The 16,601-nt window shown below is 66.3% G+C and carries 16 protein-coding genes; 7 read left to right on the plus strand and 9 right to left on the minus strand.

The genetic code is table 11. The features are described from left to right. Window positions 1–9 precede the first annotated feature (9 nt). From EET13_RS28170 to EET13_RS28180, 3 genes are read left to right on the plus strand one after another with little or no spacing between them, the layout of a single operon-like run. Window positions 10–1,659, plus strand: a complete 1,650-nt coding sequence (locus tag EET13_RS28170; RefSeq protein ID WP_211189154.1) for an LGFP repeat-containing protein — start codon at window positions 10–12, stop codon at window positions 1,657–1,659. 21 nt (window positions 1,660–1,680) lie between these two features. Then, window positions 1,681–3,624: a spermine/spermidine synthase domain-containing protein gene (locus EET13_RS32075; RefSeq protein ID WP_244604159.1), complete on the plus strand. Its 1,944-nt coding sequence runs from the start codon at window positions 1,681–1,683 to the stop codon at window positions 3,622–3,624. Window positions 3,625–3,650: 26 nt separating this feature from the next. After that, window positions 3,651–4,874, plus strand: a complete 1,224-nt coding sequence (locus tag EET13_RS28180) for an MFS transporter (RefSeq protein WP_136623282.1) — start codon at window positions 3,651–3,653, stop codon at window positions 4,872–4,874. A gap of 132 nt (window positions 4,875–5,006) precedes the next feature. Here EET13_RS28180 and EET13_RS28185 read toward each other — a convergent pair whose 3' ends face one another. From EET13_RS28185 to EET13_RS28215, 7 genes are all read right to left on the minus strand, one after another. Continuing rightward, complete coding sequence (locus EET13_RS28185) at window positions 5,007–5,462, minus strand: DUF350 domain-containing protein (RefSeq protein ID WP_122445332.1); 456 nt, start codon at window positions 5,460–5,462, stop codon at window positions 5,007–5,009. A gap of 34 nt (window positions 5,463–5,496) precedes the next feature. Beyond that, complete coding sequence (locus EET13_RS28190) at window positions 5,497–6,663, minus strand: glutathionylspermidine synthase family protein (protein ID WP_122445333.1); 1,167 nt, start codon at window positions 6,661–6,663, stop codon at window positions 5,497–5,499. Then, entirely contained in the window at window positions 6,660–7,418 is a 759-nt protein-coding gene (locus EET13_RS28195) for a hypothetical protein (RefSeq protein WP_244604160.1), read from the minus strand. Before EET13_RS28195 ends, EET13_RS28190 begins: the two co-directional genes overlap by 4 nt. A gap of 121 nt (window positions 7,419–7,539) precedes the next feature. After that, window positions 7,540–8,367: an HAD family hydrolase gene (locus EET13_RS28200; RefSeq protein WP_122445334.1), complete on the minus strand. Its 828-nt coding sequence runs from the start codon at window positions 8,365–8,367 to the stop codon at window positions 7,540–7,542. After that, window positions 8,364–9,212, minus strand: a complete 849-nt coding sequence (locus EET13_RS28205; protein WP_122445335.1) for a lysophospholipid acyltransferase family protein — start codon at window positions 9,210–9,212, stop codon at window positions 8,364–8,366. Before EET13_RS28205 ends, EET13_RS28200 begins: the two co-directional genes overlap by 4 nt. A 22-nt stretch (window positions 9,213–9,234) precedes the next feature. Then, window positions 9,235–9,990, minus strand: coding sequence for a lysophospholipid acyltransferase family protein (locus tag EET13_RS28210; RefSeq protein WP_122445336.1), 756 nt, complete (start codon window positions 9,988–9,990; stop codon window positions 9,235–9,237). Between the two features lie 3 nt (window positions 9,991–9,993). Next, window positions 9,994–10,773: a lysophospholipid acyltransferase family protein gene (locus EET13_RS28215; RefSeq protein ID WP_122445337.1), complete on the minus strand. Its 780-nt coding sequence runs from the start codon at window positions 10,771–10,773 to the stop codon at window positions 9,994–9,996. Window positions 10,774–10,850: 77 nt separating this feature from the next. Here EET13_RS28215 and EET13_RS28220 point away from each other — a divergent pair, with 77 nt between their 5' ends. The 3 genes from EET13_RS28220 to EET13_RS28230 all read left to right on the plus strand — a co-directional run bounded on the left by EET13_RS28220 (window position 10,851) and on the right by EET13_RS28230 (window position 13,532). Further along, window positions 10,851–11,585 (plus strand): phosphotransferase, encoded by a 735-nt coding sequence (locus tag EET13_RS28220; RefSeq protein WP_122445338.1) that lies wholly within the window; start codon window positions 10,851–10,853, stop codon window positions 11,583–11,585. A gap of 61 nt (window positions 11,586–11,646) precedes the next feature. Next, window positions 11,647–13,197, plus strand: coding sequence for an MBL fold metallo-hydrolase (locus tag EET13_RS28225; RefSeq protein WP_122445339.1), 1,551 nt, complete (start codon window positions 11,647–11,649; stop codon window positions 13,195–13,197). Further along, window positions 13,194–13,532, plus strand: coding sequence for a hypothetical protein (locus tag EET13_RS28230; protein WP_122445340.1), 339 nt, complete (start codon window positions 13,194–13,196; stop codon window positions 13,530–13,532). Before EET13_RS28225 ends, EET13_RS28230 begins: the two co-directional genes overlap by 4 nt. 73 nt (window positions 13,533–13,605) lie before the next feature. Here EET13_RS28230 and EET13_RS28235 read toward each other — a convergent pair whose 3' ends face one another. Together EET13_RS28235 and EET13_RS28240 are read right to left on the minus strand one after the other, a co-directional pair. Further along, on the minus strand, window positions 13,606–15,162 hold the full coding sequence (locus EET13_RS28235) for a phytoene desaturase family protein (RefSeq protein ID WP_122445341.1): 1,557 nt from the start codon (window positions 15,160–15,162) through the stop codon (window positions 13,606–13,608). A 49-nt stretch (window positions 15,163–15,211) separates the two neighbouring features. Then, the gene (locus EET13_RS28240) at window positions 15,212–15,835 is read right to left on the minus strand and encodes a TetR/AcrR family transcriptional regulator (protein ID WP_122445342.1); all 624 of its coding nucleotides are present in this window, start codon (window positions 15,833–15,835) and stop codon (window positions 15,212–15,214) included. Between the two features lie 65 nt (window positions 15,836–15,900). Here EET13_RS28240 and EET13_RS28245 point away from each other — a divergent pair, with 65 nt between their 5' ends. Then, on the plus strand, window positions 15,901–16,434 hold the full coding sequence (locus tag EET13_RS28245; protein WP_122445343.1) for a DUF2834 domain-containing protein: 534 nt from the start codon (window positions 15,901–15,903) through the stop codon (window positions 16,432–16,434). Window positions 16,435–16,601 lie beyond the last annotated feature (167 nt).

Here is a 16,601-nt window from a genome sequence, read left to right on the forward strand (position 1 = left end):
CATCACCTGGTGGCGTCCCGCAGCCGTGCTCCGACAATGCTGGTCACCGCCGTCGCGGCCACGATGGTCATTGTTTCGTGGGTGCTCAACCGTCCCCCGCACAGCACCCACGAGCGGCCGCCGGCACGGGACACCCAGCTGGTGGAGCAGCCGCTGATCGGCCTCGGCGGCGGCGTCACGATCCGCGAACTGACTCAGGACACTCCGTTTTCACTGGTTGCCCTGACCGGTGACCTGGCCGGCACCTCGACGCGCGTGCGTGCCAAACGCCCCGACGGGTCGTGGGGGCCGTGGTATCAGGCCGAGTATGAAACCGCCGCGCCCGATGGACCGGGCTCGGATCCGGCAAACGCCGCGGCGGGGCCCCGCAGCACCGATCCGGTGTTCGTCGGCAGCACCACGACGGTCCAGATCGCGGTCACCCGCCCGGCCAATGCGCCGGTGACCCAGGCGCCGGTTACTACCGAGGCAAACCCGGCCGGGCTGGGCTACCGTCCGGCCACCAAGGAGCAGCCGTTCGGGCAGAACATCTCCGCGATCCTCATCTCGCCGCCGCAGGCGCCGGCCCTAACGCAATGGACACCACCGACCGGGGTCACCATGCCCGGCCAGGCGCCACCCATCATCAGCCGTGCCGAATGGGGAGCCGACGAATCGCTGCGCTGCGGCAGCCCGCAGTACGACCGGGCGGTTCGTGCCGCGGTGGTGCACCACACCGCCGGCAGCAACGACTATTCGCCCCTGGAGTCGGCCGGAATCGTCAAGGCGATCTACACGTATCACAGCAAGACGCTGGGCTGGTGCGACATCGCCTACAACGCGCTCGTCGACAAGTACGGCCAGGTGTTCGAGGGCAGCGCCGGGGGTCTCACCAAACCGGTCGAGGCATTCCATACCGGCGGATTCAACCGCGACACCTGGGGCGTGGCGATGATCGGCAATTTCGACGACGTGGCGCCGACGCCGCTGCAACTGCGCGCCGTCGGGCGGCTGCTCGGCTGGCGGCTGGGCATGGACGACGTAGACCCCAAGGGCACCGTGGAGCTGGAGTCTGCCGGCAGCTCCTACACCACCTTTCCGGCAGGCGCGATAGCGCGGCTGCCGGCCATCTTCACCCACCGCGACGTCGGCAACACCGACTGCCCGGGCAACACCGCCTACGCCCTGATGGATGAAATCCGCGACATCGCCGCACATTTCAACGATCCCCCCGAGGAGTTGCTGAAAGCGCTGGAGGGCGGCGTGATCTACGAACGCTGGCAGGCGCTGGGCGGGATGAACAGCGTGCTGGGCGCACCGACCTCGCCGGAGGCCGAGGCGGCTGGCGCCGCGCGGTACGTCACCTTCGCCAAGGGGGCCATGTACTGGTCACCCGAAACCGGCGCGCAGCCGGTCACCGGCGCCATTTACGACGCCTGGGCCTCGCTGAGCTACGAACGCGGGCCGCTTGGCCTGCCGACCAGCGCCGAGATCCAGGAGCCGCTGCGGATCACGCAGAACTTCCAGCACGGAGTGTTGAACTTCGAACGGCTCACCGGCAACATCACCGAGGTCGTCGACGGGATTACAACGCCGGTGTCTCTCATGTCCACGCAACCCCCGAGCGGCCCCACGGTACCTCCCGAACACTTCTCGCTCCCAACGCATCCGGCTAACTGAGGTCCGGTTACCCTGCGTCCTGTGCGCGAGACGCCGTATCTGACGATCGATCTGGCTCGGGTGCGCGACGACCTCCAAGCGCTGCGAGCCGCCCTGCCGGAGGCTTCGATTCGCTATGCGGTCAAAGCGAATCCGGGCGAACCTATCCTGCGCCTGCTCGCGGGCGAAGGCACCGAATTTGATGTTGCTTCGCTCGGCGAGATCGACGCCTGCCGGTTGGCCGGTATCGGCGGTAGCCGGCTGGCGTTCGGCAACACCATCAAGAAGCCGGCCGCGGTCGGCCGTGCCTATGCCAGCGGGGTCCGGCGGTTCGTGTTCGACACCACTGCGGACTTGGCGGTGATCGCCGAGCATGCTCCCGGAGCCAGCGTGGAATGCCGTATCGCGCCGGTGTTTCCGTCGTCGGTAACGCCGTTCGGGCACAAGTTCGGGTGTGCTCCCGACGCGGCCGCGAACCTGCTGACGCGTGCCCGGCGACTGGGATTGCGCCCGGCCGCCATCGCCTTCCATGTCGGTTCCCAACAACTCGACCCCGCAGCGTGGGATCTTGGGATACGTTGCTGTGCCGATATTGTCGAACAGTTCGGGGGCGCGTTGGAAGTCAACGCCGGGGGTGGTTTCCCGATCCCGTATGCGACCGATGCACCGCAGCTGCCGGTCCTCGCTGACGCCATTACTTCCGCGTTGACCCGCCATTTCGGCGCCGACCGTCCCCGGCTGGTGGTGGAGCCGGGCCGGATGCTGGTCGGCTCGGCGGGCATCATTGCCGCCGAGGTGGTCTCGGTGCGAACCGGTACCGACGGACTGCGTTGGGTGTACCTCGACATCGGCCGTTACGGCGGACTCGCCGAGACCGAGAACGAATACATCCGATATCGCCTGCGAACCGACCGTGACGGCGACCCTGCCGACGATGCCGTGGTGGCCGGACCGACCTGCGACGGCGACGACGTGCTGTACCGCAGCTATGCCCTTCCGGTGACGCTGCGCGCCGGTGATGGTGTCCAGATCGAGGACGCCGGAGCGTACACCGCGAGCTACGCGTCGGCGGGGTTTAATGGATTTCCGCCCCTGCCAACGTATTTCACCAACGATACCGAACCCGGACCGGCCCGTGTCGTCGTCGAGGAACTCGCGCCGGGGCTAAGCCGACATTGGCAAGTCGACGACGTCATCTGCAATGTGCGTACCGAGTTCCAGGAGTTGCTGATCGGGCGAACGGCGCAGGGTGTCGCATTGTTCAGCGGGGGCGAACGGCAGAGCACCGAGTTCAGCCAGCTTGTGTATCACGAGGCATTGCTGGTCCCGGCAATGCTGCTGGCAGACAAGATCGAGCGGGTACTGATCATCGGCTCCGGCGAAGGCGTGGTGAGTCAGCTGGCCGTCGCGGCCGGGGCAGCGCATGTCGATCACGTCGACATCGATCGCGATGCCGTTCGGCTCTGCGCCGAGCACCTGCCCTACGGCTACACGGTCAGCGAATTGCACCGGGCCGAAAGAGGTTTAAGCCCGGTCACCGTGCATTACCGCGACGGATGGGAATTCGTGGAACGCTCCACCCAAGCCTACGACATCGTCGTGGTTGACCTCCCCGACGAGGGTATCGAGCCAGCTCAGCACAACCGTCTGTACCACGCCGATTTCCTGCGGATGTGCCGGGCTATCGGCGGGGTTGTCGTTTCCCAGGCCGGCTGCCCAACCCTGTGGCGCAACGGCTCGTTACGCCGGTCGTGGCAGCGCTTTCATGAAACCTTTTGTGCAGTCGTTTATTTCGGTAGCGATGAACATGAATGGGCGTTCTTGTGTGGAATGTCGGGACCTGTTCACCAAGATCCGGTAGATCTGATGGCGAAACGATTGCCGGGATTGGCCTACCGCCCACGCACCATCGATGCCGGCTCGCTCGCTGGGTGCACCGTTGCACCCAGGGCGCTGCGGACTTTCGCCAACCCCAAGTTCCGCTGACCAAGTTCGGTCTAAAGTGCGGTGTCGTGATCGGAACTGGCAGCAGGGCGGTCGGACTGACTCGACTGTTGCTGGCCCGCGGCTTGATCGCGGCTGCTACCGCAGCGTTTGCGACCATGTGGCGCTACGCCGGCTTCGCCTTCACCAATTCCGCATTTCTCACCGGACTGCTCGACACCGCCTATACGTTGGCGTTCGCGATCGCGTCCTATTGGTTGACGATCCGGCGCGCACCGCTGTCGGGGCGCACCATGATCGTGGCAAGTGGGCTGATATCGGCGGCGGTCATCATGGTGATGGCGCTGTTGACACCGCTGCATGCCTACCTCTGGCTACTCCTGCCTACCGTCGTGGTCGGCGTGGTCTTGGGCGTGATCTACCCGGCCTGGTACTCCCAGTTGCGGCGTGGTCGCGATAGTAGTGAGCTGTATCGACACCTCGGGCCCTACGAGGCCGTCCGCGTGGTGGCCATCCTGGTCGGTACCGCAGGTATCGGTCTGGTCGCACACGTGCTGGGTTTGGAGCCCGCTACCTTGATGATCGCGGCCGTCTTCGCCGTCGGCGGCTCGATGGCGCTGACCTTCCCAAGATCAGATCCGGACGACATCCCGGCGCCGCAGCGGACCGAGACTTCGCCGCGTCCGGCCGATAGGGAGATCGATCACCGGGTCCGGCTGCTGTTTGGGCTGTTGGCCGCGCTGCAGCTGATGCTGGCGCCGATCGTCGCGGTAACGCCCGTGCTCGCCGTCGAAGGCATCGACGGTGGCGTCGCTCATGTAGGCCTGTTGTTCGCGCTGTACAGCGCCGGAGGTGTACTGCAGTTTGTGACGACCAGGGCGGCGGCGCGTGGCATCGGAGTACGTGTCCTCGTGTCGGCGCCGCTGGCGTTGATGCTGGGGTGCGCGATCGCGGCGACGGTGATGGACGACATGGTGAGCGCCGCGTTCTTGATGGTCTCGTTCGGTTTCGGTGTCGCGTCGATGGGCACGTTGATCAACGCCGAGATCCAATCGGCGGTCCACGAATCGGAGCGGGATCAGCACGTCGCAACATTCGCGCTCATCTTGTCGGTAGCGGTCGCCGTCGGCAGCGGCCTGTGGGGACTGGCCGCCGACTTCCTGCCGGTGCCGACCATCGCGATCATCACTACCATCTCGACCGCGGTAATCGCGGCTCTGCTGCTGCTCTCATGGCGGCGGGTGAGCGGACGGTGGAGTAAGTCGGCTGATCCCGGGCACTCCACCAGATAGCCGAGCGGGTTGTGTCAGCAGCTACCTACCGACTGAAACGCACCGTCTTCGGCTGGCACGGCGGCCGGAAGCTCACCACTGCGACCTTTGTCGGTTGATCCGGCAACCCGCTACCCCCGTCGGCCCGACCCGTCAAAGAATCGCCACCGCAACCACGATGCCCAACGCGAACTGCGCCGCGGCCACCACGAGCGACTCGTAGCTGTAGTCGTCGGCCTGGAACAACGTGTCCATATCGATGCCGATGACCACGGTCGCAATCCGCATCATCACCACTTGCGCCGCGATACCCACGATGCCGAAAGTCGCCGAAGCCAGCAGTCCCTCGGCCAGCCTGCCCGACGACGAGTAGATCGCCAGCACCACGATGAGGGCCATGCTGACCATGCCTGCAGCAGTGACGATGATGGCGTTGGGTTTTCCGGCGCGAACCATCTTGCGCAGCGGTCCGGGCGTCGTGAAGTCGATCGCATGAAACCCGATGATCATGAGCACCAGTCCCAGAATCGAGTACAAGACGACGGCACTGACCCCGCGGCCGAGCCAACTCCAGTAGTCCGGATGCAGCGCCTCGATCGTTGTCGTCACAGCAGATCAGCTCCGTTCAGTTCAGCGGCAAGGTTCATTTCAGCGGAATCCGGTGTGGGACAAATGCAGCACCGTCGTCGGTGACCAGTCCGGCGGTCTCACGGATACCGAGACCGGCCGACGAGTCACCGACGATCCAGGCGCCCAGCGCGGGGCGCATGCCATCGAATTCCGGTAGCGGATCCAGCAATTGGTAGACGAAGCCCTCTTCGCCGTAGACACCGCCGGTGGCGGTCTCCATGCCGGCACCGACAATGGTGATGTTGGCGCCTTCGCGGCCCAGCTTGGGTTTGCGAACGTACTCGGTGAGTTCATGCGGGTCATCGATGTAGGCGGGCAACAGGTTCGGGTGGCCGGGATACATCTCCCACAACACCGCCAGGATCGCCTTGTTGGACAACACCGCCTTCCACAGCGGTTCTATCCACATCGTCTGCGGCAGGCTGGATGCCACGTGTTTGCCGAACTCGTCATCGAGCACCCATTCCCAGGGATGCAGCTTGAAGATGGCCTCGATCGGCGCCTCTTCCAGATCGACGAATCGCTGCAGCGCGGCATCCCAGCCGACGTCCTCGATCATCAGGCCGACGGTCTGGAAGCCGGCTTCCGCCGCGGTCTCCTGCAGATACGTCGTCGTGATCTGGTCTTCGCCGGTTGCTTCCACACCGGACCACGTGAAATGCAGCTCGTTGCCGGGCAACAGATCCGCGAGCGCCTTCCAGCGGTCGACAAGCTGTTCGTGCAACGAGTTCCACTGGTCGTCACCGGGAAACTTGTCCTTGAGCCAGTACCACTGCAGGATTGCGGCCTCGAGCAGTGTGGTCGGGGTGTCGGCGTTGTATTCGAGCAGCACGGCCGGTCGGCGTCCGTCGTAACGTAAGTCGAAGCGGCCGTACACATGTGGGTCGGAGCGCCGCCACGATTCGGCGATGAACGGCCAACTCCATTCGGGCAGACCGAAATCAGCGTATCGCTCCATCAGGACCACCTGCTCGACGGCGTTGAGGCACATCGAGTGCAGCAGTTCGACATCGGCTTCCAGCGCCAGGATCTCGTCCATGTCGAACTCGTAGTACACCGACTCGTCCCAGTACGATCGGTCGGCACCGGACGCATCACGCGCCGGCGTCCCGTACACCAGGCCTTGCGATTCGACGATCGAGCGCCAGTTGGGACGCGGCTGTATCCTGCCGCGCTTCACGAGCCGCTGCTCCCGCCGCCACCCTTGCCGCCGCTGCCGCCGAGCCCGCCACGCGAAATGGTGGTGCCGGACTTCGTGGTGATCGTGGCACCCTTCGGCGCCACCGTGGTGCCACCGCTGGGCCGTTGACCCACCGACCCGGAACTGCCGTAGTAGTACCGGTATTGGTGGCCGCCGTAGAAGAAGAAGCCGTTGAGACCCGCGGTGTGGCCCGTGCAATAGCTGTCCGGGACTATCACCGGCTGCCCATTCGGGTCGTCCTGGACGCACTGGGCGGTGACATGCTCGGGCGTGAGCAACCAGTACCCGAGGCCCGCCACCAGACCCACTACCCCGACGGCGGCGGCAGCACCCATCAAAACTCGTTTCTGCTTGGCGCGCTTGGCCTCCGCCTCGCGCCGAGCCTCTTCGATCTCGCGCTGCTTGTCCTCGTACTTGCGCCGCGCCCGCAACTCGGCCGGCGTCGGGGGACGCGGCCGCGTCGTTTCCGCGTCCTGGTACTGGATGCTGCCGCCGGCGCGGCGCTTGGTGGGTGCATCCCCTTGCGGCGCCGGCGCCGTGTCGTCGGACCGCGCTGCGGCACCGGTGGGCTCGTCCTGTTCCGATCCCGGTCCCGCGTCGTCGGACTGCTCGGCGGGCTCGTCGAGTTCCGATCCGCCGTCCGGCGCCTGTTGCCCGTCCCGGCGCTGCCCGGGCGGCCCGTTCCGGTGGTCATCGGGTCCACCGCCTCCGGCTGGGTCTGGTTGCGACCCCACTAGCTCTCCTCCGGTCCGGCTAACGGGCCCTGCGTCGCGACACACGTCTCGCCCAGAAGGCGAGCGTCGGCCGGGCACGCGGGCACGCCGGCAGTCTCCCACATCGGTGGCGCGGTCCGGATCAGGACCACCAGCGCTCCAGCACCCGCGCGACGCCGTCGTCGTTGTTGGCAGCGGTGACCTCATTGGCCGCGGCCCGGGCGTCGGGATGCGCATTGCCCATCGCCACCCCGATGCCGGCCCGCTGCAGCATCGGCACGTCGTTGGGCATGTCACCGAACGCCACCACACCCGCGTCGGCAATCCCCAGCGGCCGGCCTATCGCTGCCACACCGGTGGCCTTGCTGATGCCCCGCGGAACCACCTCGACCAGCCCGTTATTGGTCGAGTAGGTGACCTCACCTTCGGACCCGACATGTTTGGCCAGCTGGGCCGCCATCTCCGCGCTGGTGGCGCCGGTCTTGCGGATCAGCAGCTTGATCGCCGGCGCGCTGAGCAGATCCTCGATCGACACCTCGGTGTGGTCCGGGTTCAACCAGGCATGCTCGTAGCCCGGCGAACTGACGAACTGCGGGGTCGCCGTGTCGTGCGCGCGATCGCCGATGCGCTCGACGGCCAGCCCGGCGCCGGGAATCACCTGCCGGGCCATGTCGGCCAGCGCGCCCAGAGCAGCCACGGACAGGGAGTGCGCCGACACCACCCGGTCGGTGGCGGGGTCATAGATGACCGCGCCGTTGGCGCACACCGCCATGGGCGCAAAACCGAGTGCATCGACAACCGGCCGCACCCACCGCGGCGGCCGACCGGTGGCCAGAATGAACGTCGCTCCGCCGGCGACCGCGGCACGCACCGCCGCGCGGGTGCGCGCGGTGACCGCTTCCTCGTCGTTGAGCAGAGTGCCGTCGACGTCGCACGCGATCAGTGCCGGCGGACCCGGCGGTGTCGTCAGCGCGGTACGCCTTTGTGATTTGGCGAGGCCACGTGATGCCCGCGCCGTCGCGCCCGCTGGGCCAGTTCGGCAATTCTGCTGCGGCTCGGTGATGTCATGCGCGCCTGCTCACGCTTTCGTGCTCGCTCAGCCAATTCGGCGATGCGGAAGGCCTTCGACTCCTCCAAGCTCGGCGCACTGCCGCCGAGCCGGCGGGGCACCCAGTACTCACCCGGCGGATGCGGGTACTGCTCCTGCACCCAATACAGCATCGATTCCATCGCTTGGCGCAACGTCGCGTTGAGCGTGACCACGTCGCCCTGCGGCCACAACGGCGGCCCCATCGAGACGGTGATCGGAATCTTGTTACGCAACAGGTTTCTCGGCTGATCCTTGGGCCAGATCCGGTGCGCTCCCCAGACGATCATGGGAATGATCGGCACCTGTGCCTCAAGCGCCATCCGCGCCGCCCCGGTTTTGAACTCCCGCAGCTCCAGGCTGCGGCTGATGGTCGCCTCGGGGTGCAGTCCGACCAGCTCACCTTCGCGTAGCCGCTGCACCGCCACCGCATAGGCGTTGGCTCCCTCCGCGCGGTCCACCGGGATCAGCTGGGTGTGCTTGATCACGTAGTTGACCGCTTTCACCTCCTGCATTTCGGCCTTGATCATGAATCGCAGCCGTCGCCTGCGCAGCTTGGCGGCGATCGAGGCCGGAATCCAGTCCACATAACTGGTGTGGTTGAGGGCGATCAAGGCGCCGCCACGCTCCGGAATGTTCTCCAGGCCGTAGTAGGTGATCTTGTTTCCGTTGGCCGCGACAATCGATGGGACAAGAAACTCCATCATTCGGAAAAATGGCTCTGCCACTTCTTACTTTCTCCTTCCACCGCTACCGCGACTGATGCGGTGCACGGCTGGCGGCCTTCGCCGCCGCCTCGTCTGCATCCAACTGGGCCGCCTCGGCCGGCGTCGGCGCACCGCCGCCGAGTCGGCGCGGCACCCAGTACGCTCCGAGCGGATGCGGATACCGTTGCTGTACCTCGTGCAGCAACCCGGTCATCGCCTCACGCAGGGCAGCATCGGTCTGCGCGATGTCGCCGACGGCCGGTACGGGCGGGCCCACGTGCACCATGATCGGCAGCTTGGCCCGCCCAATGTGCTTGGGATGATCTTTGGTCCAGATCCGCTGAGCCCCCCAAACAATAACGGGAATGATCGCAACATTTGCTTCCAGCGCCATGCGCGCGGCGCCGGTCTTGAATTCCTTGAGCTCGAAGCTGCGGCTGATGGTGGCCTCCGGATAGACGCCCACCAGCTCCCCCTCGCGAAGCCGCTGCACCGCCATCGCATAGGCGCCGGCCCCGGCACCCCGGTCCACCGGGATGGTCCGGGTGCGTTTGATCAGGAAGTTGATCACCTTCACCCGTTGCATCTCGGCCTTGATCATGTATCGCATCCGGCGGCGGCGCCGATTCATGGCCAGGGCGGCCGGCAGCCAGTCGACATAGCTGGTGTGGTTGATGGCGACCACCGCGCCGCCTCGCTCGGGCACGTTCTCAATGCCGGCGTAGCTGATCCGGGTTCCGGTGGCCAATACCAACGCCTTGGCCAGAATCACCAGCGTGCGATAGGTCGGCTCGGCCATCGGTCACTGCTCCGCGGCTCCGGCGGGACGAGCGCGCTGGGCACGCCGAGCCGCTTTCTCGGCCGCCTCCTGCGCATCCATCCGGGCCGCCTCGGCCAGTGACGGCGCACTGCCGCCCAGCCGGTGCGGCACCCAGAACTCCCCCGCCGGATGCGGTCCGTACAGCTTTTGCGCCCGTTCCAGCAAATGCTGCATCCGTGAGTGCAGCAACTTGTTCAGCTCGGCGGTGCCCAGTGTCGGTTCGATCGGTTCGCCGACGACCACCGCGATCGGCACCTTCGGGCGGAGCAGCTTCTTGGGGTGGCCCTTGGTCCAGATGCGCTGCGCACCCCACACGATGTGGGGAACAATCGGCACCCCGGCCTCGACCGCCATCCGCGCGGCCCCCGACTTGAACTCCTTGATCTCGAAACTGCGGCTGATCGTGGCCTCGGGGTAGACACCGACAAGCTCGCCATCCTTGAGCATCCGGACCGCGGCCTCATAGGACGCGGCCCCTTCCTGGCGGTCCACCGGGATGTGCCGCAGCCGGCGCATGATGGGGCCGGTGACCTTGTGCTCGAAAACCTCCTGTTTGGCCATGAACCGGACCTTGCGCCCGAGGCCCTGCTGGTAGGCGGGCAAACCCGCGAAGGTGAAGTCCAGGTAGCCGGTGTGGTTGATCGCGACGACAGCGCCACCGCCGGCCGGTACATTCTCCACACCGGTGACGGTGATCCGGAGACCCTGGATGCGCCAGGTCAGGCGGGCAAGCTGAATGACAGTCCCGTATACCGGTTCCACAGCTGTCCAGCCTAATGGTCGAGACAGTCAAGCCTGAAGTGGCAAAAGCGCGGCAAAGAGAGGCAGCTTAGGCTCCCATGTCCTTCCCGACGTCACCGACGGCCGCGCCTGCGGTTGTCCGCAAACTTGCTGCCGGCCGGCGCGTGCGGGCGATCTGGGCCAACGAGCTCGGCGGTGTCACTTTCCGGATCGGCTCAGGCGTCGAATTCGTCAAGGTGGCCGCTGCGGGCACGGTCGACTTTGCCGACGAGGCGCGGCGCTTGCGCTGGGCAGCGCAGTACACGCCGGTGCCGCCGGTGCTGGGTTTCGGGCTCGACGCAGGCCAAGCATGGCTGCGCACCGGTGGGCTGGCCGGAGTTTCGGCGGTGCACCCCCGCTGGCTGGCCGTGCCGGAGATCGCGGTGCGGGCGATCGCTGTGGGGTTGCGCACACTGCACGACACGTTGCCGGTGCCGTCATGTCCGTTCGACTGGTCGGCGGCCGGCCGGTTGGCCCTGCTTTCCCCGCCCTGGCGGGCAAAGCTGGGCGACCCCCCGCCGAACGATCGGCTGGTGGTGTGTCACGGCGACCCCTGTTCACCCAACACACTGATCGGCGAGCACGGCCGTTGCTGCGGACATGTCGACGTCGGCGCGTTGGGTGTGGCCGACCGCTGGGCCGATATCGCGGTGGCAACGCTGTCGCTGGGCTGGAACTATCCCGGGCCTGACCGGACCGCGGAGTTCTTCGCCGCCTACGGGGTCGAGCCGGACCCGCCGCGCCTCGACTACTACCGACGGCTGTGGCAGGCCGAGGATATCGACGCAAGCTAAGCTCGATGCTGCGTTTTGCACCCGTGGGTGCGCGCAAGTCGATCTCACCCGAAAGGTATTTGTGCAGGTCACCAGCGTCGGCCACGCCGGCTTTCTGATCCAGACCCACGCGGGCAGCATTCTGTGCGATCCCTGGCTCAACCCGGCCTACTTTGCGTCCTGGTTCCCGTTTCCGGACAACAGCACGCTCGACTGGGACGCGCTGGGGAACTGCGACTATCTCTACGTCTCCCACTTGCACAAGGACCACTTCGACGCGGAGAACCTGCGGGCGCACGTCAACAAGGACGCGCTGGTGCTGCTGCCCGACTTTCCGGTGCCCGACCTGCGCCATGAGCTGGAGAAACTGGGGTTCCATCGGTTCTTCGACACCACGGACTCGGTCAAGCACCGGCTCAGCGGACCCCGGGGCGAGCTGGACATCATGATCATCGCGCTGCGCGCCCCGGCCGACGGCCCGATCGGGGACTCGGCGCTGGCGGTTTCGGACGGCGAGACGACTGCCTTCAATATGAACGATGCGCGGCCGGTCGATTTGGATGTGCTGGCGGCCGAGTTCGGCCCGATCGACGTGCACATGCTGCAGTACTCGGGCGCCATCTGGTACCCGATGGTCTACGACATGCCGGCGCGTGCCAAAGAGGCGTTCGGCACCCAGAAGCGCCAGCGCGGGATGGACCGCGCTCGCCAGTACATCGAACAGGTCGGGGCCACCTGGGTGATCCCGTCGGCCGGGCCGCCCTGCTTCCTAGACCCCGAGCTGCGCAACCTCAACGACGACGGCAGCGATCCGGCCAACATCTTCCCCGACCAGATGGTGTTCCTGGACCAGATGCGGACACACGGCCACGATCGGGGCCTGCTGATGATGCCCGGGTCGGTGGCGCAGTTCACCGGCGCCGCACTCGACTCGCTGACCCATCCGCTGCCCGTCGAAGAGGTCGAGGCCATCTTCACCACCGGCAAGGCGAACTACATCGCCGACTATGCCGAACGGATGGCGCCCATCGTCGCGGCCGAACGGGCCGGCTGGGCACCCGCGGTCGGCGAGCCGCTGCTGGAACCGCTGCGCGCGCTGTTCGAGCCGATCATGATGCAAAGCAATGAAATCTGCGACGGTATCGGATACCCGGTCGAGCTGGTCCTCGGTCCCGAGACCGTCGTGCTGGATTTCCCCAAACGGGTGGTGCGCGAACGTATTCCCGACGAGAAGATGCGATACGGGTTCGCCATCGCACCCGAGCTGGTGCGCACGGTGCTGCGCGATGACGAACCGGACTGGGTCAACACCATCTTCTTGTCCACCCGGTTCCGGGCCTGGCGGGTCGGCGGCTACAACGAATACCTGTACACGTTCTTCAAGTGCCTGACCGACGAGCGGATCGCCTACGCCGACGGCTGGTTCGCCGAGACTCACGACGACAGTTCATCGATCACCCTGGACGGCTGGGAGATTCAGCGGCGCTGCCCTCATCTGAAGGCCGATCTCTCGAAATTCGGCGTGGTCGAAGGCGATACGTTGACCTGCAACCTGCACGGGTGGCAATGGCGGTTGCCGGACGGCCGCTGTCTAACCACCCGCGGGCACCAGCTGCGGAGTAAACGCGCATGATGCAGTTCTACGACGACGGCGTGGTCCAGCTGGATCGCGCCGCGCTCACGTTGCGCCGCTACCACTTTCCGTCCGGCACGGCCAAGGTCATCGCGTTAGACGCCATCCGCGGCTACCACGCCGAGCCGTTGGGCCTGCTCACTCAGCGGTTTCGCATCTGGGGCAGCTCGGATCTGCAGCGCTGGCTGCCGCTGGACGTCAACCGCCCGCTCAAGTCGACGTTGATCACCCTGGACATACCGGGGGCGCGGTGGAAGCCTGCCTTCACACCCGGACGCCCGGACGATTTCGTCGCACTGCTCGACGAGCTGCTCGGGCAACGCAAAGGCGGTTGACCCCTCGCCGAACGTGTAGCCACCGCGAGACTTTCGCCGGTGGATTCTTCGCGCTGAGAACACGTTCGGCGAGCTATAACCCCGCCAGGGCGGCACGACCGGCGTTGAAGCCCGGGATGAACGTGATTCCGGGCCCGCCGTGGCATCCCGCGCTGCCCAGATAGAGCCCATCGATCGGGACAGGTTGCCCGATATAACCTTTCGGGCCCGGCCGGTTGGGGCCGATCTGGTTCGGATGCAACAGCCCGTGGCAGTAGTCGCCGCCCGGAGCGCCGAACATCACCCCCATGTGCTTGGGCGTGAAGGTGGTGTGCCGGGTGATGCTGCCGGCGAAATTCGGTGCCAGGCGGGTGATCTTGCCGATCACCCGCTGACCCATCTCGACCTTGGCCTGACCGTAGTCCGCCCCGCCCTCGATGGGGAACCACATGGCGAACGCCGACGCGGCATGTTTGCCCTCTGGAGCCAGCTGCGGATCGTGCAACGACGGGATCTGCAGCACGACGGTCGGGTCGGCCGGCACGATTCCGCGACGGCACTCCTCCCACTGCTGCTGCACTTCTTCCGGGGTGCAGAAGATGCCGATCGACGCCTGCCGGGCCGGGTCGTTGAGCGACCCATAGGGCGCGGTGAAACGTGGAGTCTGGTCCAGGGCGAAGTGCATCTGCAGGTAGCTGCCGCGGTGATCGATACGCGCATAGCGTTGCCGAATATCGGCGGGCAGCGCCGCGGGATCGATCAGCTCGTTGAGCGTGACATCCGGCGCGACAGCCGAGACCACGATCGGGGCGCTTAACGTGTCGCCGGCCTCGGTGCGCACGCCACTCACCCGGCCGTCGGCGACGCGGATCTCGGTCACCTTGGTACGCAGCCGGACTTCGCCGCCATGGCTGTTTAGCAGCCGGCACAGATGCGCGGTCAGCGCGCCGATGCCGCCGCGCAGCTTCTTCATCTGGACGAAGTCGCCGTCGGGGATCCCGAGTCCGTAGGCCAGCGCGGCGGCGCTGCCCGGTGTGGCCGGTCCGCGGTAGGTCGTGTTGACGGCCAGCACGGTCATCGAGCCTCGCAGGGCGGCATGCTTCTCGCGGTCCGGTAGGTAACGGTCCAGCACGTCGGTGACCGAGCCAAACAGCATGTCGTCGATGGCCGAGCGTTCGAATTCGTTTGTGGCGCAAGCATACATCTCGTCGAAGGTCTTCGGCAGGGTGTCGGCCTCGAAGCGGCCCAACGCCCGTGTCGGCGCCTGGCTCCACGCCAGCAGGCCTGCCATTCCGCTCACCGCATCCGCCCCGTGCACCTCGTTGAGGTGGGCGAACATCTTCACCGGGTCGGTGTACTGCACCAGCGGATCGTCGCCGACACCGCGCAGCGCCACCGACATCACGTCCAGGTCGACCGTCGGCAAGGTATCCAGGCCCAGTTCGCTCACCACCGCCGCCGATGTCGGGAACTGCACCGATCCGGCGATCTCGAACTGGTACCCGTCGAACAGTTCGACGGTGGCGGCCATGCCGCCGGCGTAGAGCTTGGCGTCCAGGCACACCGTTCGCAGCCCCGCCCGCTGCAGCAGTACCGCGGCGGTCAGCCCGTTATGCCCGGCACCGATGACTATCGCGTCGTAATCAGACATGCAGCTGCCCTCCGGTAGGCACGCTGGCACGGTCGCATAGTTTTGTCAATTATGACGAAAGCCCGTCCGCCCACGTCCCGCTGATGCCGGCCCGCAGCGATTCCAGCGCGGTGTGACACATGCGAGCCAACTCACCGAGGGACCGGTCATCACCGAGCATCCACGCCTCCATCGCGCCGAAGACCGCGGCCGCGATACACCTGGCCGTCACCGCGACGCGCAACCGTTCGTCGGGTGACGGCTCGGACACGTGGCTGCGGCGTTGCAGCTGTGCCGCGATCGCATCGGCGAAGTCGGCCTGGACGTCGTGAATATGACGGACGATGCGACTGGGATCGAGTTCGCCGCCCCGTAACGCGGCGATTTTCGTCACGGCCTCGACGTCATAGGGAAATGCGAAGACGGCCGAGCGCACCGAGTCGATGATCTGTTCACCGGCCGGGCGGCCGTCCAGCGCCGTGCGAAACCAGTGCAGCCCGGTGTAGTCGGCGAACAACAGATCGTGCTTGGAGCGGAAATGTCGGTAGAACGTCCGCAGCGATACCCCGGCATCGGCCGCGATCTGCTCGGCAGAAGTCTCCTCGACGCCCTGGGCCAGAAACCGCACCAGCGCAGCCTGGATCAACGCTTCCCGGGTGCGCTCACTGCGCGCCGTTTGCGCGGGCCGGACCATGGCAGTACCGTACCCTGGGCTCTGTCAATATTGACAAAACATAGCGACGCGGTGAGACTGCGCGCATGGTGTCGCTCCTTGTCCATGCGTCGCTCGGGCTTGCCAGCATCGCCTGGATCATCGCGTCCAACCCGAGGATCTATGCCCGCCCCGCCGGCGGGCCGTGGCTCGCGCCCCTGGAATGCGTCTATTACCTCGCCGGCGTCGCCTCGATAGCGCTGGGCTGGTATTTCAACATCCGCTTCGTGCTCGACGCGCACGGTCAGGGCAGTCTGGTCTCCGGGCCGGGCAGCTACCCGAACTTCTTGCGCCTGCAGTTCGCAAATCCGGCTGCGGGCTCCGGCAACCAGGACTATCTCATCGCGAATGTCGTTCTGCTGCCGGTGTTTACCATCGTCGACGGCTATCGCCGCGGTCTTCGGCGCCCGTGGCTGTTCTTCGTGGCCAGCTTCTTCACGAGCTTCGCCTTCCCCTTCGCCTTCTACTTCGCCACCATCGAACGGCAGCGCCGGCACCAACGCACCGGCGGGGAGCCGGGCGCCGAGGTAGGCAGTGGTGGGCCACCAGCCGATCCGCTGGCCGTGCGCCACGAAATCTGATCACCGGCCCGGTGCCGTGATCGCCGTCGAAAAGGCGTCGCCGGGGCAGATAGCCGGCGATGGCCGGCCGTGGCCCGGAAGAACCCCCGGGGCAATCCTGGCCTGCCAGGACACCGATGATCGGCAAAAGAGCCTAGGCCCAGGGGGCCAAGGCGGGGGGCCAAGGC

It is taken from the genome of Mycobacterium attenuatum (assembly GCF_900566085.1).
Lineage (GTDB): Bacteria > Actinomycetota > Actinomycetes > Mycobacteriales > Mycobacteriaceae > Mycobacterium > Mycobacterium attenuatum.